24 protein-coding genes and 1 pseudogene are annotated in these 24,412 nt (G+C 36.3%); 3 read left to right on the top strand and 22 right to left on the bottom strand.

Features of this window, described 5'->3' with window-relative positions:
- Positions 1–5: 5 nt before the first annotated feature.
- The 9 genes from ACTNEP_RS11895 to ACTNEP_RS11855 all read right to left on the bottom strand — a co-directional run bounded on the left by ACTNEP_RS11895 (position 6) and on the right by ACTNEP_RS11855 (position 10,076).
- Complete coding sequence (locus tag ACTNEP_RS11895; protein ID WP_441162356.1) at positions 6–1,463, bottom strand: CoA-acylating methylmalonate-semialdehyde dehydrogenase; 1,458 nt, start codon at positions 1,461–1,463, stop codon at positions 6–8.
- A 210-nt stretch (positions 1,464–1,673) separates the two neighbouring features.
- On the bottom strand, positions 1,674–1,820 hold the full coding sequence (locus ACTNEP_RS11890) for a hypothetical protein (protein WP_441162231.1): 147 nt from the start codon (positions 1,818–1,820) through the stop codon (positions 1,674–1,676).
- An 85-nt stretch (positions 1,821–1,905) separates the two neighbouring features.
- Positions 1,906–3,561, bottom strand: coding sequence for a PucR family transcriptional regulator (locus tag ACTNEP_RS11885; RefSeq protein WP_441162230.1), 1,656 nt, complete (start codon positions 3,559–3,561; stop codon positions 1,906–1,908).
- Positions 3,562–3,720: 159 nt separating this feature from the next.
- Complete coding sequence (locus tag ACTNEP_RS11880; RefSeq protein WP_441162229.1) at positions 3,721–3,939, bottom strand: hypothetical protein; 219 nt, start codon at positions 3,937–3,939, stop codon at positions 3,721–3,723.
- Positions 3,940–3,967: 28 nt separating this feature from the next.
- Positions 3,968–5,386, bottom strand: coding sequence for a dihydropyrimidinase (gene hydA / locus ACTNEP_RS11875; RefSeq protein WP_441162228.1), 1,419 nt, complete (start codon positions 5,384–5,386; stop codon positions 3,968–3,970).
- Between the two features lie 30 nt (positions 5,387–5,416).
- Positions 5,417–6,700, bottom strand: a complete 1,284-nt coding sequence (preA, locus tag ACTNEP_RS11870; protein WP_441162227.1) for an NAD-dependent dihydropyrimidine dehydrogenase subunit PreA — start codon at positions 6,698–6,700, stop codon at positions 5,417–5,419.
- 25 nt (positions 6,701–6,725) lie between these two features.
- On the bottom strand, positions 6,726–8,084 hold the full coding sequence (locus ACTNEP_RS11865; RefSeq protein ID WP_441162226.1) for an NAD(P)-dependent oxidoreductase: 1,359 nt from the start codon (positions 8,082–8,084) through the stop codon (positions 6,726–6,728).
- 32 nt (positions 8,085–8,116) lie between these two features.
- Positions 8,117–9,007 (bottom strand): nitrilase-related carbon-nitrogen hydrolase, encoded by an 891-nt coding sequence (locus ACTNEP_RS11860; RefSeq protein WP_441162225.1) that lies wholly within the window; start codon positions 9,005–9,007, stop codon positions 8,117–8,119.
- A gap of 388 nt (positions 9,008–9,395) precedes the next feature.
- Positions 9,396–10,076, bottom strand: coding sequence for a deoxynucleoside kinase (locus ACTNEP_RS11855; protein ID WP_441162224.1), 681 nt, complete (start codon positions 10,074–10,076; stop codon positions 9,396–9,398).
- Positions 10,077–10,496: 420 nt separating this feature from the next.
- Between ACTNEP_RS11855 and ACTNEP_RS11850 the strand changes: the two genes are divergently transcribed.
- Positions 10,497–11,009 carry a type 1 glutamine amidotransferase domain-containing protein gene (locus tag ACTNEP_RS11850; RefSeq protein WP_441162223.1) on the top strand — a complete coding sequence of 171 codons (513 nt, stop codon included), beginning with the start codon at positions 10,497–10,499 and terminating at the stop codon, positions 11,007–11,009.
- A gap of 70 nt (positions 11,010–11,079) precedes the next feature.
- Here ACTNEP_RS11850 and ACTNEP_RS11845 read toward each other — a convergent pair whose 3' ends face one another.
- From ACTNEP_RS11845 to ACTNEP_RS11800, 10 genes are all read right to left on the bottom strand, one after another.
- Entirely contained in the window at positions 11,080–11,571 is a 492-nt protein-coding gene (locus ACTNEP_RS11845; protein ID WP_441162222.1) for a GNAT family N-acetyltransferase, read from the bottom strand.
- Positions 11,572–11,731: 160 nt separating this feature from the next.
- Positions 11,732–13,177, bottom strand: coding sequence for a DEAD/DEAH box helicase (locus ACTNEP_RS11840; RefSeq protein ID WP_441162221.1), 1,446 nt, complete (start codon positions 13,175–13,177; stop codon positions 11,732–11,734).
- A 151-nt stretch (positions 13,178–13,328) separates the two neighbouring features.
- Positions 13,329–13,529, bottom strand: a complete 201-nt coding sequence (locus ACTNEP_RS11835; protein ID WP_441162220.1) for a cold-shock protein — start codon at positions 13,527–13,529, stop codon at positions 13,329–13,331.
- A 177-nt stretch (positions 13,530–13,706) separates the two neighbouring features.
- A complete protein-coding gene (locus ACTNEP_RS11830) occupies positions 13,707–14,840 on the bottom strand; it encodes a zinc-dependent alcohol dehydrogenase (protein WP_441162219.1) in 1,134 nt (377 codons plus the stop codon).
- Positions 14,841–15,093: 253 nt separating this feature from the next.
- Entirely contained in the window at positions 15,094–15,261 is a 168-nt protein-coding gene (locus tag ACTNEP_RS11825; RefSeq protein ID WP_441162218.1) for a hypothetical protein, read from the bottom strand.
- A 22-nt stretch (positions 15,262–15,283) separates the two neighbouring features.
- Positions 15,284–16,540 (bottom strand): hypothetical protein, encoded by a 1,257-nt coding sequence (locus ACTNEP_RS11820; protein ID WP_441162217.1) that lies wholly within the window; start codon positions 16,538–16,540, stop codon positions 15,284–15,286.
- A gap of 255 nt (positions 16,541–16,795) precedes the next feature.
- A complete protein-coding gene (locus ACTNEP_RS11815) occupies positions 16,796–17,776 on the bottom strand; it encodes a tRNA dihydrouridine synthase (RefSeq protein ID WP_441162216.1) in 981 nt (326 codons plus the stop codon).
- Positions 17,777–18,114: 338 nt separating this feature from the next.
- Positions 18,115–19,092, bottom strand: a complete 978-nt coding sequence (locus tag ACTNEP_RS11810; protein WP_441162355.1) for an HD domain-containing protein — start codon at positions 19,090–19,092, stop codon at positions 18,115–18,117.
- Between the two features lie 155 nt (positions 19,093–19,247).
- Positions 19,248–20,126, bottom strand: coding sequence for an NAD(P)-dependent oxidoreductase (locus tag ACTNEP_RS11805; protein WP_441162215.1), 879 nt, complete (start codon positions 20,124–20,126; stop codon positions 19,248–19,250).
- Between the two features lie 268 nt (positions 20,127–20,394).
- On the bottom strand, positions 20,395–20,904 hold the full coding sequence (locus ACTNEP_RS11800) for a GNAT family N-acetyltransferase (RefSeq protein WP_441162214.1): 510 nt from the start codon (positions 20,902–20,904) through the stop codon (positions 20,395–20,397).
- A 195-nt stretch (positions 20,905–21,099) separates the two neighbouring features.
- Between ACTNEP_RS11800 and ACTNEP_RS11795 the strand changes: the two genes are divergently transcribed.
- Positions 21,100–21,522 (top strand): SRPBCC family protein, encoded by a 423-nt coding sequence (locus tag ACTNEP_RS11795; protein WP_441162213.1) that lies wholly within the window; start codon positions 21,100–21,102, stop codon positions 21,520–21,522.
- 64 nt (positions 21,523–21,586) lie between these two features.
- On the opposite strand, the pseudogene ACTNEP_RS11790 reads toward ACTNEP_RS11795, so the two are convergent.
- The 3 genes and pseudogenes from ACTNEP_RS11790 to ACTNEP_RS11780 form a co-directional block, all read right to left on the bottom strand.
- A pseudogene (locus tag ACTNEP_RS11790) lies at positions 21,587–21,763 on the bottom strand (GNAT family N-acetyltransferase); the annotation flags it as partial.
- A 170-nt stretch (positions 21,764–21,933) separates the two neighbouring features.
- Entirely contained in the window at positions 21,934–22,554 is a 621-nt protein-coding gene (locus tag ACTNEP_RS11785) for a chloramphenicol phosphotransferase CPT family protein (protein ID WP_441162212.1), read from the bottom strand.
- Positions 22,555–22,699: 145 nt separating this feature from the next.
- The gene (locus tag ACTNEP_RS11780; RefSeq protein ID WP_441162211.1) at positions 22,700–23,254 is read right to left on the bottom strand and encodes a flavodoxin family protein; all 555 of its coding nucleotides are present in this window, start codon (positions 23,252–23,254) and stop codon (positions 22,700–22,702) included.
- Positions 23,255–23,381: 127 nt separating this feature from the next.
- On the opposite strand from ACTNEP_RS11780, the gene ACTNEP_RS11775 reads away from it, so the two are divergent.
- On the top strand, positions 23,382–24,284 hold the full coding sequence (locus ACTNEP_RS11775; RefSeq protein ID WP_441162210.1) for a LysR family transcriptional regulator: 903 nt from the start codon (positions 23,382–23,384) through the stop codon (positions 24,282–24,284).
- Positions 24,285–24,412: the final 128 nt, after the last annotated feature.

Here is a 24,412-nt window from a genome sequence, read left to right as displayed (position 1 = left end):
CCCTTCTAATAAAACCTTGAGGTAATCATCTTCTTTCTTGTATAAAATTCAACTCCATCTTTCCCGTTCACATGTAAATCTCCATAAAAGGAATGCTTCCAGCCTGAAAAAGGAAAAAACGCCATGGGTGCTGGTACACCAATATTGACTCCTAGCATTCCTGGTTCCGCGTCTTCTCTAAATGTACGAATTGCAGATGCGTTATTCGTATAAAGCGTTGCAGAATTACCAAATGTTGATCGATTGATAATGTCAATTGCTTCGTTTAAATCGCTTGCCCTCATCACACTTAAGATTGGCGCAAACAATTCTTCTTGCGCTAGCGACATTTCAGATGTAACCAAATCAAAAATTGTCGGTCCTATAAAGTTTCCATGTGTAAATGAATCGATATCCTTTCTACCATCACGGATCAGCATCGCACCTTCCGCAATTCCTTTTTCTATATACTCAATAGTATTTTTTCTACTTTCTTGACTAATAACAGGTGTTACAATTACTTCTTTATCCATACCGTTTCCTATTTTTACTCGATCAACCTCTTCTTTTAATAAACCAATAAATCGTTCTGACTGATTCCCAACTGTTATAACTGTACTACATGCCATACAGCGTTGGCCGGCACTACCAAATGCAGAATTAATAATGTTATCAATTGCTTTATGTTGATTACAATCTGGCATCACAATATGATGGTTTTTAGCACCTGCTAGTGCCTGTACTCGTTTTCCTTCTGATGCAGCCTTTTGATAAACATATTTTGCTACAGGTTCTGAACCAACAAAGGAGATAGCTGCTATGTCTTTATGCTCTATAACACTGTTTACAACATCATGGGCTCCGTGAACGATATTCAATACACCCTTGGGCAAACCTGCTTCATGTATTAAATCTGCTAATTTATTTGCAAGCAAGGGTGTTTTCTCAGACGGCTTTAAGATAAAGGTATTGCCACAGGCAATAGCAAGTGGAAACATCCAACACGGCACCATCATCGGAAAGTTAAATGGAGTAATGCCTGCTATTATACCAATGGGATAACGAAAACATTGCGATTCAATATCTGTTGCAATAGTAGACAAATTCTCACCCATCATCAGAGTAGGTGCACCAGTAGCAAATTCAACACACTCTATCCCTCTTAGCACCTCTCCATAAGCTTCCTTGAAACTTTTCCCATTTTCCTTGGTGATCATTTCCGCTAATATTTCATGATTTTCGATCAAAAGCTGATGATAACGAAACAGGATGCGTGCACGTTTCGATACGGGCATTTTTTTCCAAGTATCAAAAGCGTTTCGTGATGATTGTACAGCTTTCTCTACATCTTGTTCTGTTGATAAGGGGACACTTGCGATATACTCATCAGTAGCAGGATTAAGAACCTTTAGATAATTTGTTGTATTTGATTCTATCCATTCTCCATCAATAAAGTTTTTAATAGTTGTACTTGTTATTCCAATCTTCGGCATGTCATTTCATCATCCTTTTTAATGAATTGACCTTATTATAAAAGACCACTAATCCTTTAAGCATTAGACACTCCGTCAAACATAAAAAGGATTCATTTCACTCTTTAAAAGTAAAAGGTAACGCTGTTATCTGTATTTTTTTGCATAATAATAGCGACTCTATGAAATCGAGTCGCTATTATTTCGATATACCTACTTCTACTAATGAATCTGACTGTTTAACAGCAGGAAAATCATCGTAGTAGCTACTGCTTCATTAGTCACCTCTCCTAAGATCGGATGTTGTTGTTCTAATAATTTTTCAATACTTTTATTTACAAGTGTTAAAGACATAAGGCAACGTAACATTTGTCAGACCAACAGATCCGGTTCTAGGAACTTCTCCAGGCATATTAACGACTGATCATGAAGGACTCCATGCTTTACACTTCCATTATCCTTTCTTCATCATTCTCCTCACTGTCACGTTATCTTCATTAATTGGTCGTTGATATCGATAAGCATGAATCAAAAATTCAATGATTGAACGTTTTTCTGGTTCCATAAAATCAGCACCAAGTAATTCTTTTAATTTACTTAAACGATGATATAACGTTTGCCTCACAACATATAGGCGTTTGGCAGCATCATTTTTGGACCCATTACATTCCAAATAAATTTGCAATGTATACAATAAGTCACTATTATGCGACTCGTCATAGTCTAAGACTTTACCTAAATATTCATGAATATAATCTTCTAAACAAATAACATTATTAAGACTGAAGACTAGTCGATAGATATGGAGATCTTCATAAAATATTCTATTTTTTATCTTTGCTTGATTCTGGATATTTAACGCTTCTAAAGCGGTATGATAACTTTCTTTAATAAGATGGATATCTTCTGTAAGTTTCCCAATTCCAAAAACAGCATAAGGAATTTCAGTTAAATTATATAGATTCATTTTGCCCAGCTGTTGGATTACTTTTTTTAGTCTGCTTTTCCAATCTGTTTGACTACGAACATTTACTAAAATAAAAATAAACTGCTTTTGATCGAATAAAGAAACAAGGAAAAATCCATATTTTTGCAGGACATTACGAAAAACGGCTATATGATAAGATTGATTGTTATCATGTATTAGGGCATGTAAACGACAAATCCAAACAACAGCACCATTTGGTTTGATCGTTGCTTCTAAGGAATTCAAGTATTGGTTAATTTCTTCTTCCTTATAAGTTTCGTTAAGCCATTCATATATCCATTGCTGTTCTTTCTGTTTTCTTTGTTCCTCTATATAAAACGCTCTAATTAAATCCTGCGAAATTGCATTTGCACAGCGGTCTAACACTAATAATTCATATTCTGAGATATTTTTATATTTTGGGAAGAAAATTATTTCGGCAAATTTTACATCCATCGCTTGAATTGATTGACCAACATAGGATTGATCAGGAGATATAAACTGTTTGTTTCGATTAATCACTCTTTTTTCCTTGTCAGCTTCAATTAATGCTAACAATTTCTTTTGTTCCTTTTTTTGTTGAAGTGGGAGAAATATGATTTCTTCTGAATTATGTGGAATATATATTACCTGTACTTGAAGATACTGATGGATTAATTTTAACACTCGGTGAAATGCGTTGGGTAAGAGCATTACTTGATTAAGCTTACTAGAGAAGTCTTCTAAATCTGATAGTATTCGATACTGATTGTTAACTAATCGTTTATTAATCACTTGAGAGATATCGACAAACCGAACTTCTTTATGAAACACAATTAATGGAATATCATGTTCATTCGCCATTTTTATCATATCAGCAGGTATTGTATTGGTATACTTGACTAACTCGATACAAAGTGCAGCAACTCCAGCTTCAATTAACTGTTTAAAATAAGCAACACATGATCCATTAGAATCTCGCCATCCTACGCCTGTAGATAGAATAAGTTCTGAACCATTTAAAAGATTATCAACATTCGTTACCTCCATTATATGGACCCATCGAACGACCCTATCTAATCCTCTTTCACCAGCAATTAGCTCAGCACTTTCAAAACATGATTCGTCCAAGACCTCTCTAACTGTTAAATTTACAGCAGTCATTTCCCTCTCCTCCTTGAAATCCAACGATTCAATTAATGAAACGGAGATTATCTATTGCAGATCTTTGACATTATTTATCTCAAGATAGCATTATTTTCCATATACATCATGTATCCTGTTAATAAATCTCTCCAATATTATGAAATGCTTAGGTTTATCCTAAGCATTTTTACGATCTATATGCTGCTGAAATATAACATTTGAGATATATTTCCTTGTATCCGCGATGTTCACTTGTAAACTTTCTACTACGTCATTTTTTCGAAAAAATACGATCGCACCGTCTAAATTATCTTTTAGTCCGATAATGATATACCCTTTGTTTAAGAGGGCATCGATTCCTTTTCTTTCTTCCACATAAAGATTGAATGCATTCAATTGATCACTTCCTTACCGACTATTTTCGTTATAATGCAATCGTTTCCCCTTGATTAACTAATCTCTCACCATACCGCGCACGCTTAATATATTCACCAGATCCTAATTCTCCTACAAATTGTTTATCTTTGATAACAAACTTACCTCTTGATAGTACTGTGATAGGTTCACCTGTAACTTTCATCCCTTCAAAAGCACTGTAGTCAACAGCCATATGTTGGCTGTTTACAGATAGTGTCCGTTCTTGGTTTGGATCAAATAAAACCAGATCAGCATCCGCTCCGACTGCAATTGTTCCTTTTTTCGGATACATACCGAATAATTTAGCTGATCTGGTGGCAATGATATCAACAAATTGATTTAATGTAATCCGACCTTTTTTAACACCTTCTGAAAATAGAATACTAAAACGATCCTCTATCATTGGTCCACCATTAGGGATCTTAGAAAAATCATCTTTACCAAGAGTTTTTTGACCTTCAAAATCAAATGAACATTGATCGGAACCAATCGTGTGTAAATCACCATTTCTCAACGCACTCCATAATTTATCTTGATTCCACTTTTCTCTTAATGGTGGTGACCAGACATATTTAGCACCTTCAAAACCTGGTAAAGCTAGCTTACTTTGATCTAATACTAAATATTGCGGACATGTTTCGCCCCATACATCATATCCTTTCTCACGAGCCGTTTTGATTTTACTTGCACTTTCATCACAAGATACGTGTACAACGTATAGCTGTGACTTAGCTAAACCCGTCAGCTCTGTTGCTCTTGCTGTTGCCTCTCCCTCTGCTTCTGGTGGGCGTGTTAATGCATGGTATATAGGTTCCGTGTTACCTGCTTCTAGTGCTTCATTCACCAAATGATCAATTACATCACCATTTTCTGCATGAACCATTACAAGGGCTCCTAGTTCTTTTGCAGTTTTTAATGTTTGAAATAATGTTCCGTCATCAGCCTGAAAAACATCTTTGTAAGCCATAAAGACTTTAAATGATGTGATTCCTTCCTCTACAAGAATAATCGGCAATTCTTGTAATACTTGCTCATTTATTTCCCCAATCATTAAATGAAAACTATAGTCTATCACTGCCTTATCCTTCGATTTATCGTGCCATTCCTTGATCGGTTTTTGGAGAGATTCTCCTTTTCTAGTAATACAAAAATCAATTAATGTAGTAGTACCACCGTAAGCAGCGGCAATCGTACCAGATTCAAAATCATCTTTGCTGACAGTCCCCCCAAATGGCATCTCTAAATGAGTGTGTGGGTCCACTCCTCCTGGCATGACATAATATCCTTCAGCATCTATGATTTCAGCACTCTTAATCTCTAAATCATTCCCAATCAACGAGATTTGTTCATCTTCTATCAGAATATCTGCCTGATAAATATCAGAAGCTGTTACAATCGTTCCATTTTTCACTAATTTTAACCCCATATGGGCACCTCCCATTACTGTCACATCCCTTTACTTACTTATATCAGCAAAACCACTTTCCAGACCTGTGATAGATTGTCGTTGATTCCATGTCATAGGCGAAAATTCACTTTCTACCTCAACCATATTAATGGCACCATCTACTGGACAAACAATCGAACATAAGTTACAGCCAACACAATCTTCTTCTCTCACCTGTAAATAATTTACACCTTGCTCATCTTTCACTATATCTATACATTGATGCGATGCGTCTTCACATGCTATGTGACATTTATTACAATTAATGCAAATATCATTATCGATTTGTGCTACCACTTTATAATTTAAATCTAAATCACCCCAATCTACATATTTAGGGACGGTTTTTCCTACTATATCCATAACAGAAAAGATTCCTTTATCTTCTAAATAGTTATCTAGCCCTTCTATCATATCTTCAATAATACGGAAACCATGATGCATAGCAGCTGTACAGACTTGCACACTAGTTGATCCCATTAGCAGAAATTCGACTGCATCTTTCCAGTTGGATACACCACCGATACCAGAAATCGGAATATTTATCTCGTCATTTCTAGCACAATCACCAACCATATGAAGCGCAATTGGTTTTACTGCCGGACCACAATAACCTCCATGTGCCCCTTGATGGCCTACATGCGGTATCGTATCCCAGCTGTCAATATCAATACCTGCTAAGCTATTAATGGTGTTGATTAAGCTTATGGAATCTGCTCCTCCTTTAGCAGCAGCCTTCGCTGTAAAAGTAATATCCGTAATGTTTGGTGTAAGTTTTACGATAACAGGTTTTGTTGCCACTTCTTTCGTCCAATATGTTTGTTTTTCAACAAGCTCAGGAACCTGACCTGAAGCAGATCCCATTCCTCTTTCCGCCATTCCATGTGGACAACCAAAATTTAGTTCATAGCCATCTACACCGGTGTCCTCTACTCGCTTTACAATTTCATGCCATTTTTCCCTTTCAGGTTCAACCATTAGAGACGCAATAATTGCATGATCCGGATATTTTTTCTTTGTTTCATAGATCTCATGTAAATTTTCTTCCAATGAACGATCGGTAATTAATTCGATATTATTGAAACCTACTACTCGTTGATTATTATAATGTAAAGCGGCAAATCGAGAAGATACATTAAGTATTGGTTCTCCTAATGTCTTCCATACGGCTCCTCCCCAGCCCGCTTCAAACGCACGCTGTACCTGATAACCTGTGTTTGTTGGTGGACCAGATGCCAACCAAAATGGATTCGGTGATTTAATACCAGCTAGATCGATGCTTAGGTCTGCCATCTTTTTTACCTCCCTTTTTTCTTCATTATGAAGCAGTTGTATCGACACTGAACAATTGTTGATGGAGAGAATAAGCTACTTGTTTCCCCTGTTCTGCAGCAGTTACGACCATGGCATCCCCTTTTCCACCTTGAAAGATCACATCACCACAAGCATAGACATTTGGGTTAGACGTTTGATAGGTGTCTTCATCTATTACTGGAATACCATTTTTAAGTTGGATAGCAAAACTTTGCAGTAAAGATTGATGTCTCTTTTGTCCAATCGCTTTAATAATAAAGTCTGCTTCCAGTATGAAATTTGAATTTTCCACTGGTATAGGTCTCCGTCGTCCATCCCTTTCTCTTTCGCGCAGTCTCATCTTCATACATTCTAAGCCAACGACATTACCAGTATCATCTGCAATAACCTTAGTTGGTTGAGTTAACCACCGGAACTCGACACCATCTTGTTTTGCTAACTCGTATTCAAAATCGTAAGCAGTCATTTCCTCATTTGATCTTCGATATAAAATTTTTACATTCTCAGCACCCAAACGAACGGAACAAGTTGCAGCATCAATTGCTGTATTCCCAGCGCCTATAACTACAACTTTTTTACCTATTAATTCTTGCGGAAGCGGACTTGTTTTGGTTCTCTTAACAAAATCGATGGCATCAAGAACTCCTTTACCTTCTTCTCCCTCAATACCTAAATCAGGTACAGTTGACATCCCTACAGCTAGAATGACACGATCAAAATCTTTGATTATTTTATTGATAGAAATATCTGTACCAACTCTTGTACTTGTTTTTATTTCCACGTCTAGACTTTCAACTTGTTTTACCTCCCAAAACACGATATCTTGAGGTAATCGAAAGGAGACAATACCATAATGATTTAAACCTCCAGCTTGTTCTTCTGCTTCAAAAATAGTAACTTTATAGCCTAATAGAGCGAGTTCTCGGGCAGCAGACAATCCAGCAGGACCCGAACCTACAATGGCAACTGTTTTTCCATTTTTCTTGCCTGCTTTAAATAATATCTGTTCATTTTTTATCGCCCAATTGGTTGCATAGCGTTGTAGATCTCCAATCATTATAGATTTTGTAGATTCGTTTAATACACAAGCACCTTCACAAAGCTCTTCCGTGGGACAGACTCTAGCACAGCTTGCACCAACAGGGTTTGCTTGCATAATTGTTTTTGCTGATCCCTTCATATTTCCACTGGCAATTTTTTTGATAAACGAAGGGATATCAATTCCGGTTGGGCAAGCGATCGTACAAGGTGCATCGTAACAGTATAAGCAACGATTTGCTTCCTCTATCGCTTCCTGGGATGTTAAATCCGGAATGATTTCCGCAAAATTTTTTCTCAATTCCTCCACTGAGGTTTTTATCATTCATTAACACCTCCATCACTATTCCACTCATTCTAGGGAAGTAAGGCACTCATCTCATCATATGTTTCCGGACGACGATCTCGGTAAAATTGCCAGGTATCTCTCACTTCTCTAATTAGTTTTTTATCCATTTCGGCTATAATGATTTCATCCTGGTCACGACTTCCGATTTTGACAAAATTACCTCTCGGATCTACCAAATAACTCTGACCATAGAACTCTCCCATATCCCAAGGGGATTCCACACCTACACGGTTAATAGCTGCTACATAATAACCATTAGCAACAGCATGTGCGGGTTGTTCTAATTTCCATAAATATTCCGATAAACCAGCTACTGTAGCTGATGGGTTAAACACAATTTCTGCCCCATTCAATCCTAATAATCTGGCACCTTCAGGAAAGTGGCGATCATAACAGATGTAAACACCGATTTTTCCATAGGCCGTGTCAAAAACAGGATAGCCTAGATTACCTGGTTTAAAATAAAACTTCTCCCAAAAACCACAACCCTCTTTTTCTACTCCTACATGAGGAATATGTTGTTTTCGATATTTACCTAAATAACTACCATCAGCATCAATGACCGCTGCAGTATTATAGTAGGTGGCGATACCTACTTTTTCATATATAGGTAAAACAATGACAACTTCTAACTCTTTGGCTAACTCTTGAAATAGTTTTGTTGTGGGACCATCTGGAATTTCTTCAGCAGCAGCATACCATTTCGGATTTTGCTCGGTGCAAAAATATGGGCCATAGAATATCTCTTGCAAACAAATTATTTGGGCCCCCTTTTCTTTTGCATCACGTACCATCTTGATATGTTTTTGGATTGCAGCTTCTTTATGCCGTTCTACAGGCTGTGCTCCATCTACATCATTTTTCGCTTGAATTAACCCTATTGTTACCTTATCTGACATTAGGTAACCTCCTTTTACTGATAAATTCCTTCTGTCAATTGAACACTTATTCAAATTAATCTGTATTTACTTACCGTTTTGTCTATAATCAGTATTATATAACAGTAAATTACTGATTTATTTATACAAACAGTAAAAGCAAAACAACTTGGACATACTCATTACGTTAAATAATTATGTAAGATATCTTCACAAACATGAAGCTAGACTATCGGGATTTCCAACAATCCCTTTTTATAGAGAAATCAAGGGGTATCCTAATTTTTCGTATAAAAAAAGAGGAAGCTACAGGATTAAGCTTCCTCTTTCTAATAAGCTAGGAACAAGGATAATCATTCAATGTCATGAAAATATGAAGACACGTTTTTCTACTAGAAGTATTTCATGTTTAGAATTTATCTCTGTCGATTGCTTGTAATTCTTTTTTTATTTGGGATACGACATATTCCCGATCCTCTGGATTGTTTTCAAAATCGAGATGATCCACATTAATTTTTAACACTGGTGATGCGTCGTAGGCTTCAAAATAGGCTCTGTACTCTTTATTTAATCTTTCCCAATATGCCGTTTCTGTATCCACCTCATAACTTCTGCCACGTTTATTAATTCGACGAATAGCTTCTTCTGTAGATATTTCGAGATAAATCATTAATGCTGGAGGTTGGCAGTGTTCAATCATATTTTTGAACAAGCTTAAATAAATATTAAATTCCTCTTCAGACATTTCACCATTATCCTGCAACATTTTGGCAAAAATGACATCTCCATATATGGAACGATCCAATACAGCCCGATCGAGCTTACTGGCATTTTTTATATGTTTGAAACGTTCATTTAAGAAGAATACTTGTAAAGGGAAGCTGTATCGTTCACGATTATAATAAAATTTATCTAGAATTGGATTATTCACAACTGGTTCTTCAAATGGTGTATACCCTAACTCCTTTACAACAATCTCCATTAATGTAGTCTTCCCTACCCCTACTACACCATCTATCGTAATCATTTTCCATCCATCTCCTTCTGTCTTTTGTAACCTATTCAAACAATCTTGATAAAAGCTTTTCATTCTTAATAGCCCCTTTGAAAAAAAATCTAAAACCTGGACTTTCATTAACTATGAATTAAGAATAATTCACAAAAATAAAAGAACTTACTTTATGGCTATAGTTAACTTCTTTAACTTTATATACATATAGAATCATCATGTTGATTTCTATGTATCAGGTAGCAACCAGCTTTCACAATGCCCCTTTTTGTTCATTTAATTACATGCGTATTATTTACTTATTAAAAAGCAACTTACATAGTATAACACATTATATAGTAAATCGATATAAGGAATATACTATATATTGAATTAATAAATAGTGATCCATTTTAGCGTCTCTCACGCTTAAGACAGCTTACCTTATAAGCAATCTACTTTACATAACCTATTTTGTCTCCTATGATTAAATTATTATTTAGATAGAAAGGAAGATGGAACATGGGAAAGAAAATTGCAGTTTTAGTAACTGATATGGTAGAAGAAATCGAATTGACTGATCCTGCTAAAGCATACGAAGCAGCAGGACACACTGTTGAAATTATCAGTGAAGAAGCTAATAAAGAAATAAAAGGGAAAAACGGTGATACCATTAAAGCGGATAAAGGGATAGAAGAAGTCAATCCGAGTGATTATGACGCTTTATTAATCCCCGGAGGATTCTCTCCTGATTTATTACGGATCAATCCGCAAAATGGACAATTCGCTAAAACATTCTTACAAGAAGACAAGCCCGTATTTACTATTTGCCATGGACCACAATTCCTTGTCGAAACAGATCTCTTAAAAGGTAGAGAAATGACAAGCTTTGTGTCCGTGCGTAAAGACTTAGAAAATGCTGGCGCAATCGTCAAAGATGAAGAAGTGGTAGTGGATAACAATCTAGTAACTAGTAGAACTCCTGACGACCTTCCAGCGTTTAATAGAGAATCACTTAAATTATTAGAAAAATAATTTAAGCCTTACAAAAAGGAAAGTGTGAACTTCACACTTTCCTTCTTTTAAACATATACTCACTGTTATTTTATTGTTTTTCTTCGGATAACTCCCTTATATACCAAGAATCACAGGCGTTATGTTCTGACGCTTCCAATGGCTTCTCAAGCTTCCTGAACCCAAATTTACGATAGAGGCTGTTTGCTATTTGAAGTTTGTCCATTGTTTCTAAATAACAATGCGTATAGTGTTGCTTTGCAAAGTCTAATGCTACTGTCAGCAACTTCTTTGATAATCCTTTTCCTTGAGCTTCCGGTACAATGTACAATTTTTGCAACTCGCAAATATCCTTTTCCTGATCGAATGGACCAATTCCTACTCCACCCAGCACTTCATCATGATTATTTACAATCACCCAATATTTTGCATGAGGTTGTTGCTTGTAGAATTGCGCTAGTCTTCCTAGTTGTGGGTCAAAATAAGCTGTACCTGGGATATTTAAAGAAAATGACTCTAGAGATTGCTTGATAATTCTCTCCATTGCTTGATTATCTTTTTCTATCATCTCACGAATTTCCATATGCGCATCACCTTATATCTTTATCTCTAATCAATTCCATTCTACTACAAATTGTGCGGAATATTAATGAGATGGTGGTGGATCGTTTTTCGGTTAGATCATCAAACCACATTTAGTGAGACATTAAAAAAAGGACGCACTTCCATTTGGTTATATATTTCTATTTTCTCGCTTTGCTTACTTTTAATTTTTTACCTTTAACTGTCGTATGTTCCATTGCTTCTAATACTAATGACCCTTTACCATTCAGAATATCAACATGGGACCAATTATCTTTAATCGTAATGATCCCTATATCCTCTGCTGTTACATGTGGGATGTTCGAAATGGTACCAACTAGATCAACCGCTCGGATTTTTTTCTTTTTCCCACCATTAAAATGCAATTTCATTATATCTTGATTGATTCTAGCAGTTTTATTATTCATCACTATACGCCGTTCTGCCATTTTTTCGTCGAAGGCTGCTTTTGCTTTCCTTACCTCTTCCTTTGACGGTATCTCCCTGTTACGAAGTGGAAGACCGATATACTTCTCAATTGATTGCAGATACCTCATGTCCAATTCATCTGCAAATGTGATTGCTTTACCTTTATTACCCGCACGACCTGTTCTTCCTGTTCGGTGTACATAGCTTTCTTTTTCCCTCGGGACATCAAAGTTAATAACAAGTGACACATTATCCACATCGATCCCTCTTGCAGCTACATCTGTTGCGATAAGGTAACGGAATGTTCCTGATTTAAAGCCTTCCATTACTGCAAATCGTTTTTCCTGCTCAAGTCCGCCATGAATCTGGTCACACGCATAATTAGCCTGTTGCAATTCCTGCGATACTTCATTCACTTTCTCTTGTGTATTGCAAAAAATGATACAGCTATCTGGATTTTCTACCATCGTCACATCTTTAAGCAAAGATATCTTCTCATCACGTTTCATCACTTTTATTAAACGGTGCTCAATTCTATTTGTTGTCACATCCGTAGTCATTTCCATTTTTTGAGGGGATTGCATATAGTGATGGCATAGTTCTTCGATTTCTTTTGGTAAGGTAGCAGAGTATAACATCGTTACTCTATTGGAAGGTACCTGTTTTATGATTGCTTCTACCTCATCTAAAAAGCCCATATTTAGCATTTCATCCGCTTCATCTATTACAAGATAGTTTATATGCGCTAAGTCGAGTGTTCTGTTTTCAATATGATCCATTACTCGACCTGGTGTACCAACCACTACATGTGTTTTTTGTTTCAATTCAGCCTTTTGATTAGCAAGCGGTTCTTTCCCATATACAGCCAGAGCTTTAATTCGTTTAAATCTGCCGATATTGGTTATATCTTCACGAACTTGAACAGCTAGCTCTCTTGTTGGTGTTAGCACTAGTGCTTGGGGTTTATTCTCTTCCCATACTATTTTTTCACAAATTGGAATCGCAAAAGCAGCTGTCTTCCCACTACCGGTTTGAGATTTCACGATTAAATCCTGACCCTGCAGTACTCGTGGAATCACTTCACTTTGAACCTGTGTAGGTTTATTATATTTTAATACATTAAGTGCTTTTTTTATTGCATCACTTAATGGATAGCCTTCAAAATTTGCTTCATTCATTCTTTAACCTCATTTATAGTAGATTTTACTTATAATGTTTGCACAGATAATTAATCATATACTATTAGTTGAAAAGTCCATTTGTTCTACAAGCCACGATGTTCTTTCTTTAAAATAAGAAAAAGGACTCTATGATAGAGCCCTTTTCACATTATGCTTTATGAACGTTAGTAGCTTGAAGTCCACGTTGACCTTCTTCTGTATCGAAGGTAACTGCTTCACCTTCTTCTAAAGTTTTAAAACCTTCACCTTGAATTGCTGAGAAATGAACGAATAAGTCTTCGCCACCTTCTACTTCGATAAAACCGAACCCTTTATCTGCGTTAAACCATTTAACTGTACCTTGTTGCATATTTGTTTCCTCCTGTGTGGATAACCCCACTATTTAATACTATTATTGTTCAATTTAGATAAAAGGTGAAAAGTGCAAAAGTTACTCTTTCCTCTCAGACCGAGACCGAACAAAAATAATTCTTATTAAGCATAACAGATAGAGGTTGGAATAGCAACTAAATTTTGGAAACTTTATCTATGGTTTTAAAATCGTTTTAATGCTCCCCTCTTCTTTTTTATCAAAAATGCGATAAGCTTCAGCGGCTTCTGTTAGTGGCATAGCGTGTGTAATGATATCTGTTGGATCAATAAGTTTATTTTCTACCATCTTATATAAAGCTGGCATCATATGAATCACAGGAGCTTGTCCCATGGTCAGTGCTACGTTGCGAGTAAAGAAGTCGCCAAGAGGAAAATTATTGGCTTCTGTACCGTATACTCCTGTTAGTTGAACGACCCCAAACTTTCTAACAGCCTGAGACGCCGTAATAATAGGACTTATTGTACCAAATTGATTATCTCCTTCAGAACCATGAGTAGTATTAGGTGGAACAGTACCATCCATCCCAACACAGTCTATTACTACATCTGCTCCTCCTTGTGTTTCCTCATGCAGAAGACTTCCAATCTCTGGATTTTCTTTAAAATTATACGTTTCGACATTGTTTGTTCTCTTCGCATGCTCGAGTCGGTGGTCAACCTGATCGACAGCAATTACTCGTTCTGCTCCTTTTAACCAGGCAAATTTATGCACCATCAGTCCAACCGGACCAGCCCCTAGAACAACGACTGTATCTCCTGTTTTGACACCACTATTTTCCACGCTCCAATAAGCAGTTGGTATCACATCAGAGAGAAACAGCACACTTTCATCATCAAGTTCACTGCTTTCTGGCACTTTAAATGAGGAGAAATCTGCATATGGAACACGTAGGTACTCTGCTTGTCCACCAGGATAATTTCCATTTTGTTTTGAATATCCAAAGAGTGCACCTACTTCTCCATGAGGATTGGAGTTGTCACACTGACTTTCCATATGGTTATTGCAATAATAACAGCTCCCACAGCTAATATTAAATGGAATGACTACTCGATCTCCTTTTTTTAAGCTCTTCACCTCTGGTCCTGTTTCTTCCACTATTCCCATTGGTTCATGGCCAATGATATAATCTTGCGGCAAAGGAATTCCTCCATGATAAAGGTGTAAATCAGAGCCACAAATACCACTTGCTGTGATTCGTACAATCATATCATCTTTTTGCTGAATGGACGGTTCTTGAACTTCTTTTACTTCTACGCGTTTTTCTTCTTGAAAAGTAACTGCTCTCACAAGACTCATCCTTTCTTGTTGTTAGTAAAAATTCAAAGACTATTCAGCCTTTTTCGTCTTCTTCCCACTGTATAGTGTTTTTAAACAAACCATTTCTTTTCATCTTTGATAGTAGGTTGATCAGATTTATTTGTAGTGCCCATCTCTCCAAATAAACAAAAAAAATACCCTATAGAAGGCTATTGATTCTAAATAGGATATTTTCCTTACATACTATTTATGTTATGGTGATTTTTCTTATCTATCTAAAAACTCATTTTTTATTTTTTTTATTTCGATATTTATTATCTAGCTCTTTGAAAACTTTTTCTACTACCTTTTCTTTTTCTGCTTTTTGTTTATCCTTTAAGGTAAAGTGAAGCTCGTCTTCTTTAGGTACGTTAAAAAATCTCTTTTTTCCGCTTCTCTCTTTGGGGACCATGTTGGATCAACCTTTCTTTTTATTAGAGTCTGGCGTTAAGCTCATGATTAATAAAATCTTTCCTTTTTCTCCATACAAACCCATCGCCCTTCGTAATGAAGGCAACGTCTACAGGAAGACCTACTGATTCAGTGGCTCTGCTAACTCTTCTTTTAAAGGAAGTAAGGTTAATCAGTGTTTCAGCCATATCTGCAAGGTCCTCTTTAGGTAAGGAACGTACAATACCAAGCAGAGGGTTAATATAATAATCCTGCTGATATTCCCAGACAGCTTCCTTAATTGTTTGATATACATCTTTACCCAATTTTTCTAGATTTGTAACATGATTTTCAGACAAGGAGATATCTTCTACGTGCTTCTGTATTTGAGTGGGATATTCGGTAAGTACTTTTTGAATAATATTGAAAATAGCATCCTGCATGTTAGGCTCCATACCTCCCATAAAAGAGTCAATCATTTCTCTTTGGGCAAAAGGTACAATAGCAGCAGTTCCATCCTTCTGTTGATTCGTATAACTAATCTGTTTTTCTATTTCCTTAGTGAATTTCAGTTGACCTAGAATAAATCCTTCCAAACGGTAATTCAATAAGTGAGGAAATAAATCTTTATCACCAAAGCCAGCGAATACCAAGCCACTACTACCCGTGCTAAAGGAATTTGCTCTTGCAGCTTCAAACGCTAATTTTATCAGTTTTTCTTTCAACCTCTCTGTTAAGGGAAAGGAGATTAGTTCTTCTTCCATTTCCTCTATGATTGCACGATACTTTTCTTTAAATTCGTCATAGCTCAACTCCAAGAGAATCTCATCCTGTTGCTGGAATTCTTTAATATTTTGATCGATATATTTATCCATCCATTTTGCGACTATATTGTCCGTCGCTTCTTCTTCGCTTTCGTTGATATCCTCCTCTACTTTACGAACGATTTGTATTAAGATTTCGTAAAAGGTGTTATAAATACTTACTTCTTCCATATCCGGATTATTATATCTGGCATCATTGCGGAGAAAATCTAAAAAGTGATCCATGTATTGAGGAAGGGTAGAAAAGGTACGTGTTCCTAAATATTCACGATAACACTTAATGATTACTTCCCATGGAATCTCCATAAAGGAAGCAGAGCCATATACCATTACTCCTACAGCTTGATTCTCTGTTAAAGAAAAAAGCTTGTTGGCCGTATTATAGACCTTTTTGATATCATCACGCCCACTTGTAATAGCACTATCTGCCGCCAGTGCTACCCCTTGTTTATTCATGATTACAATTTCTGCAGTCATCTTCAACCACCTCTCTATTGGTTCATTATCCTTAAACTTTCGTCATTAAACTCGAAAAGGTGGAAGTCTCTCCTAATTACTTACTTTATCGAAAATCGATAACTTACTATCGTTGCGCATAAAAAAATTGGCGGGATGATTCCGGTTCAATACCGAATTCACTCCTGCCAATTTTCTTGTTTGATAAGCTATATCATTTAGAGCAGACTAGTTTACCATCTCTCTTTGCTTTCACCTTGATTTGGGAATGTTCTATTATTGTTCTATCTCTTCAACATTCTTTGCCTCAAAGTTATCCAGTAATTCACGCACTTCATCTGTTGACTCTGTATTCATCAATTGATTTCTTAATTCACTCGCTCCTCTAAATCCACGAACATATATTTTAAAAAAGCGGCGAAGAGGCTTGAATAGACGCGGTTCAACTTTCGAATATTTATCAAAAAGGTCCAAATGTAACCGCAAAAGATCGAGTAATTCTTTACTACTATGATCCCTCGGCTCCTTTTCAAAGGCAAATGGATTATGAAAAATACCACGCCCAATCATTACCCCATCCACATCATATTGCTGAGCGAGTTGTAACCCTGTTTGACGATCAGGGATATCGCCATTAATCGTCAGCAGTGTGTCTGGTGCCACTTCGTCACGAAGCTTCTTGATCTCCGGAATTAATTCCCAATGAGCATCTACTTTGCTCATTTCCTTTTTTGTACGCAGATGAATGGAAAGATTCACAATGTCTTGCTTCAAAAGATGTGTAAGCCAGTCACGCCATTCCTCTACATACGTGTAACCAAGCCTTGTCTTCACACTTACAGGCAAACCTCCTGCTTTCGCTGCTTGTATTAGCTCTGCTGCAACTTCTGGACGACGGATAAGGCCACATCCCTTGCCATTCCCTGCCACATTAGGTGCAGGACAGCCCATATTGATATCAATCCCTTTAAATCCTTCCTTCGCCATCCCAATGCTCATTTGCCTAAAATATTCAGGCTTGTCACCCCAAATATGGGCTACCATTGGTTGTTCATCCTCTGTGAAGGTTAAACGTCCACGCACACTTTGTTTCCCGTCTGGGTGACAATAACTTTCTGTATTAGTAAACTCTGTAAAAAACACATCTGGTCTAGCTGCTTCACTCACTACATGGCGAAAAACAACATCTGTCACATCTTCCATTGGTGCTAATATAAAAAACGGTCGTGGTAAATCACGCCAAAAGTTATCGGTCATCATCAAATTCCTTTCATTCTCGGATATCAAGATAAAGAGAGGCTATGATCAGGGGAATTGGTTCACACGGATCATTAGCGAAACTTATCAACGTGTTAACGTCTGTTATCTCTCCACTTATCCTTGTGTTACTTACACCTTGAAATGGGATTCTCACAGACGGTTAGCACCGTGATATCCTTTTTTCCAAAATAAAAAAGCAAAATGTCTTTGCTTCCTTTATACTTATACCATGTTTAAGCACTTTTTATCAAACTGATTGCAAATATTTTTTTAACACACAACCATGAAAATTGGATGGAATAGATGCAAAGGTACGTTGAAAACAACTTGGAAACTTAGTCAGATAGTACTTTTACATACATCCCACTTGTAGCTTTTTCATATGCTCTATCCCACATACTCCTAACACTTTCTGATAATTTTGAAGCTGGTATTAATTGATTATCTTGAATAATAGAAGGATCGATCATACGAACTTTATTTTTTCTATGCAAATCATAATTTTCTCGATCTTCCTTCACTTGTACGTTAGGATGGAGTTTTTGTAATAAGTGGAGTATTTCTGTATCATTTGATGCTTTTATTTTCTCGATTAATTCGTCATCTTTAGCAAGAAAATCATTAACAGTTATAACATTCTTCTCTAACGCAAGTTGTAGTAATTTCGTTAATCTATCATAACCATAGATATTCAACGGGTCCATAAAGAAGTCAATTACTTCTTTATAATACGTTTCGACAAACCATTCAGCTATTTCAATGTTTTGCAGATACATTTTTCCATCTAAAACAATTAGGTTGTCCAAAAAATGATGAACTTCTTTTAATGAAATATGTCCATACGTAAACATATCACGAAGCGTGTAATCTACTCTATCTGCACATAGTTCTGGTGCTGGTTGTTCCAACAGTGTCCATTTAGTTTCATCTAACAATATATCTTGGTAATGATAATGATAGTTAGCCAGAATAGTTGGAATTTCTGAATTCACAACGACAGATCGATATATTTTCTCATGATAATCTTCTTCATTATTGTCAAAGACAAAATCAATGACATGAGAAAAAGCTGTATGCGAGACATCATGTAATAATCCAGCAATTTGTTCTTCGATTGAGCCACCAAGTTTCTTTATTAACAACATGACACCTATGGAATGCTCAAAACGAGTTACATTCCACTTTTCATTAACCAAGTAGCTTGCTCCGCCCTGATGGATTCCCTTTAAACGTTGAACTGGCTCGCTCGCAATTAATTCTTCTATTACTTTGTCTACTGCAAATTCACCGTAAATTTGATCATAGATAACCATTATTTTCCCTCCATTGCCAAGGTGACAGGTATTCATTTTTTCCATATTAGCATAAAATTGGTTTTTCACACAAAAACACCCCAAAAGTTAGATTTTACACTCTAACTCTTGGGGGTTGGTACCTAATTGGTGGACAATTTTATTCAAATGGACGATTACTTCAGTATCTCGCTCAACCTAGAAAAAGATTCCCTCCCATATCCTTGATCAATAGCCTGTTGCGCCCATGCTTTGGCAGCACGCATAACACTCGCATCTATCCCATGAGCTTCAGAGACTTCGATAATATGCTTCATCGAGGCAGCATTGGAAATCAAGCTTGAATCATCCTGATTATATTTACCCTCATCTACTTCTTGAGCCGTATCAACCATAATATTCGGTAAAATATCCACCATGCCTTGGGCAAAAGGAACAAATTCCCGTGCAGATATACCTTCTTTCCTAGCAACGGCTAGACTGTGCAAGTACCCACTCATGGAAGTCCAGAAAAAGTCCAGCAATGCTACATCATACGCGGCCGCAAGACCGTGGTCTGAACCTAGATAAGCCGGTGTTCCACCAAAGCTTTTTAAAATCGGTTCATGAACCTTAAACACTTCTTCTTGACCGCTAAACAAGATCACTGCGTCATCGGTTCCGATCGTCGGTGTCGGGCTCATAATTGCTCCGTCTAGATAAGCCGCTCCTCGTCCTTGTACCCATTCGGACATACGCCGTGCTCTTTCTGGAGACTCAGCGGTTAAATTTACTACTGTTTTCCCATTCAATTGGTCAGCAGCCGAATGAAGAATCTCTTCGACAGCGTCATAATTTAACACACAAATGATAATCAATGGACTTGCCGATATCGCTTCTGCAGCCGTGTTCGCAACAACAGCTCCCTGTTCTTTAAGAGGGGCGGCTTTTTTAAGCGTACGGTTCCATACGCTCGTATCATATCCCTTTTTCAACAAAGTACTGGCCAGTGCTTGACCCATAGGTCCTAATCCGATTACTGTTACATTATTTTTCATTCCATATCTCCCTTTCATTTTGTGTTGTGAATCTTCATCGATCTTATTGTAAACTATGACACTAGTGTGAGAGTCAATACTAAATTCACAAACGCAATGAAAAATAATTAATTTTAATTGTTTGACCTCAACCAACGCTTTCGCGCCTCTTAAATCATAAAAAAAGACGATCAGTTGAAGATCGTCATACTTGTACTTTATTAAAAAAGTAAAATATTTATTTTATAGGGCTTATAGTACTTTCGTAATCTGAAGCTATTCGAAATAGCGTTAGCAACATACTTCATTATTTAGCCCACTTATAATAAACAAACTTTAAACTGTTTCCATTCATTATAAATTCTTCATCACTTGTTGATAAATACTTAAATCCGTTCTTCTCCAAGATTTTTTGTGAGGCGATGTTGTTGGTAGTTGTCTTTGCTAAAATCTGTTTAACACCTTGCTTACTAACCATTCCTATTAACAGCTTTAATGCTTTATTAGCAACGCCTTTTCCAGTGTGTGCTTCTCCTACTCTATAACCGATATAACCCAGCCTAAGAGATGTATCAATATCTACTAAGTTCATTCGCCCAAGAATAGAACCATTTTCATTCTTAATTAAGTAAAAATACGATCGCCCTTTAGTTTGTTCATCCAACAAAGCGCCATGCCTGATTTTAAAAGTCTCCAAATTATAGTATTCTTCCACTCGACTGGGTACCATTTTTTCAAAATAGTCTCTATTTTCAAGTTCAAATTCATACAATTTTTTCGCATCAACTTTTTGTAATTGTTCCAGTATTATTTTCATTATAGTTGCCCTCTCTGATTATTTCTCCATAACAGTTTAACATGGGAGCTTCTTCTTTATATACTACTCTCTTTGGCACCAAAGGGCTTACATGGTACTATTCCTCCTTTTTTCTATTTTTTACTAGTGAAAAACCTAAGAATCCATTATACTATCTCCAAGCAGCAAAAATAATTTAGGAAGGAGGGAAATTAATTGCAAAATTCTAAAAAAGTCACCGTAGAAGCAACCGTTCAAGCACCAGTAACAAAGGTATGGATGTATTGGACAGAACCAAATCACATAACAAAATGGAACAATGCATCAGATGATTGGCACACACCATCTGCAGAAAATGATTTAACAGTAGGTGGAAAATTCGTTTCAAGAATGGAAGCCAAAGATGGCAGTGCTGGTTTCGATTTTGGTGGGACCTATGATGAAGTAAAATTATATAAGGTTATTGCTTATACCATGGATGATGGAAGAAAAGTGATAATCCATTTTAGAGATCAAGAAAACGAAACCAAAATAATTGAAACATTTGATGCAGAAACAACACAGCCCATTGATTCTCAACAACAAGGATGGCAAGCGATTTTAAATAATTTCAAAAAATATGTTGAGCAAGTAAACTAAATCAATTAGTGGCGTTTCTGTGAATCTAGATAACTTCAGATACCGCCATTTTTCTTTATTGTAAGAAAAATCCATCATTATTACCTAACCACATTAATCCAGAACTTGGATGCTTTATATCATCCACAAAAATTCGTCCAGAATTAATTTCATCAATGACTGCTTTGACTTCAACCTGTCCTCGATTATTGATTAAGTGCTTACATTTATAAAATTTAGTTTTATTTAATTCAGTAATCATAAAACCCTCTTCCCCAAAATACTTACATTTATACTACCATAATATTCCATATTAAAGATTGCTTTTTTCATAAAACTAACCACTTTTAACAATTATCTTGTTGAAGAGTAAAAACACGTATGTTGATTTGATTACTAAACCAAATCAACATACGTTCGGATGCCTTTCTGCTACTTCCTATTCGCAATTTTCTTGAATGCAATGCCATAAGGCTCCTTTTCTAAACGTTTTTGGATTGCATCAGCACATTCTTCAGAGCTTAAAATTGATGTATCAAGTTCTAAATCATAAATGCCAGGCACATGGACAGATTCTTGCCAATGAATAACAGGTTGCGGTACAGCTCCATCTTCCGTATAACCGGTACCCCAAGTTGCCATTCGTCGCTCCATGATAACGCTTAAAGGACAGTGAATACCTACAAATAACACAGGTAAGTCTTGCAAAATCCGCGCACAGTTATAAAGAATCCCCCTCTTAGTTGAATAGAAATCATGATGGCCAATATCAACTACAACATTTAACCCTAATCGACTATGTACAGCAATTGACTCGTACATTGCCTGATACATCGTGACAATAAATGGTTCTAAGTCTGACCGCTCTCCTCCAGGCCTTAATCCAATTCCTGGTTGGTAGTTTGGAGGAGTCATCTTCATGTATGTATCAACCCCTATGTTCATCCAAACTCCTTCAAAAGTATGTTGGACCATTTTAACTATACTTGATTTCCCTGACCGAGGCGTTCCGTTTAGAATCACAATCTTTCCAAGTATATTGTTATCTGGCAATTATCTCCCTCCTTTTATTATTATCATTCATCTACCTTCTCTCTTTATAATCATATCAAATGAATCTCAATCTTTTCCTTTTTGACCAAAAAAAGAGCTACACAATTGCAACTCTTCATTTATACACACCTATATGGACAATGATTTATTTTTTATCTGTTGTTTTTAAAGTTTTTTGGATTTGATTTGCAACAGCCAATGCTTGCTCATCTTCGAGAATTTCACCTGGTTTATTCCCTTTGCCAAGCACATATCCCTCAAAGGAAATTCCTATAAAATCAAAAATGTATTGAAATTGCTCAATCATCGGTAATCCTTTTATTAATGGGCTATCACCTCCAACTGCAATTACATATGCTTTTTTACAAGACATGCTATCTTTAAAATGAGGATATTTTGGATCTTTTAAAGTATGTGACCAGCGATCGATAAATAATTTCATTGTCGCAGACATGCTATACCAATAAATAGGTGTTGTAAATAGTAGAATGTCATAGGTTAGGATCCGGCTAATGATATCGTTATAATCATCATTTACATCTTTAAATCCACCTTGACGGTGTCGCTGATCTTCAATCGGTTTAATTTCATAATCCTTTAAATAGATTCTCTCAACGGGTAAATGTTCAATTACCCGTTCTGTTAGAACCTCCGTATTACCATTTGTTCGGCTTCCTCCATATATAACGCCAATTTTCATCAGTTATCGCCTCTCTATATAAATTTGCTGTTTCATTACACCTATCTTATAATGGAATTAAAAATCAATAAAGATGATTATTTTGATGGTATCAATCGTAAATTCCGATTAATAGAAGATGATTTAGATGGAGACAAAACAATTGATTACGTTTAAAGTTGCGGCAGAGAATTTGAACTTCACACAAACAGCAAAGATACTAAAATTTGCTCAATCTAGTGTTACCGCACAAATTAAATCGCTGGAAAAAGAACTTGATACAAAGTTATTTGAGCGATTAGGAAAAAAATTATATTTAACAGAAGCCGGAAGACAGTTTAAGGAGTATGCGGAAAAAATGATTACTCTTTCAGAGGAAGCAAAATTAGTAACTAGTGGGATAAAAGAACCTTCGGGTACGCTTGTAATTGGGGCACAGGAAAGTCAATGTACATACCGTCTTCCACCAATACTAAAAGAATTTAAAAGCCAGTTTCCTCACGTCAAGCTAGTTTTTAAACCTGCTCATTCCGACGAAATGGCTAAAGAACAATTACTGAAAGGGAATCTTGATATAGCTTTCATCATGGATATAGTGAAACCAGGAGAATCGCTAACCACGGAAGCACTTATTCAAGATGAACTGAAACTTGTGGCTTCATCCAATCATCGCTTAGCAAGTAAAATGAACGTTTTTACAAAAGACTTGGAACAAGAAACCTTTCTTTTAACGGAAAAAGGGTGCTCTTACCGTACAATTTTAGAGGATACTTTACGAGATGCAGATGTTTTCCCTACTAATAAATTTGAATTTGTTAGTATAGAAGCTATTAAGCAATGTGTTATTGCGGAGCTAGGAATAGCTATATTACCAGCAATGGTAGTAGAGCGAGATATTAATGAAGGGCGCATAAAAGAAATTAAATGGGAGCAAACCATTCCTCCTTTTTTCACTCAAATTGCTTGGCATAAAGATAAGGAAATGACCATTCCTTTACAGTCCTTTATCGACTTAACTCGACGGACTTTAAAAGATAAGCAACTGGTATAATTATTACGTACTGGTGGTTTCATTACTTATTGATAATTATAAAGTAGCGTAACCTGTCATGTTGCATTCTAAGTCCAGTAGACCTTCAAAATTTAATAGAACAAGGCAAATTCAATTGTGATTTTGCC

Source organism: Gracilibacillus sp. HCP3S3_G5_2, from assembly GCF_052063305.1.
Classification (GTDB): Bacteria; Bacillota; Bacilli; order Bacillales; family Amphibacillaceae; genus Gracilibacillus.
The sequence above is the reverse complement of the archived record's forward strand: the minus strand, read 5'-3'. Positions and strand labels throughout refer to the sequence as shown.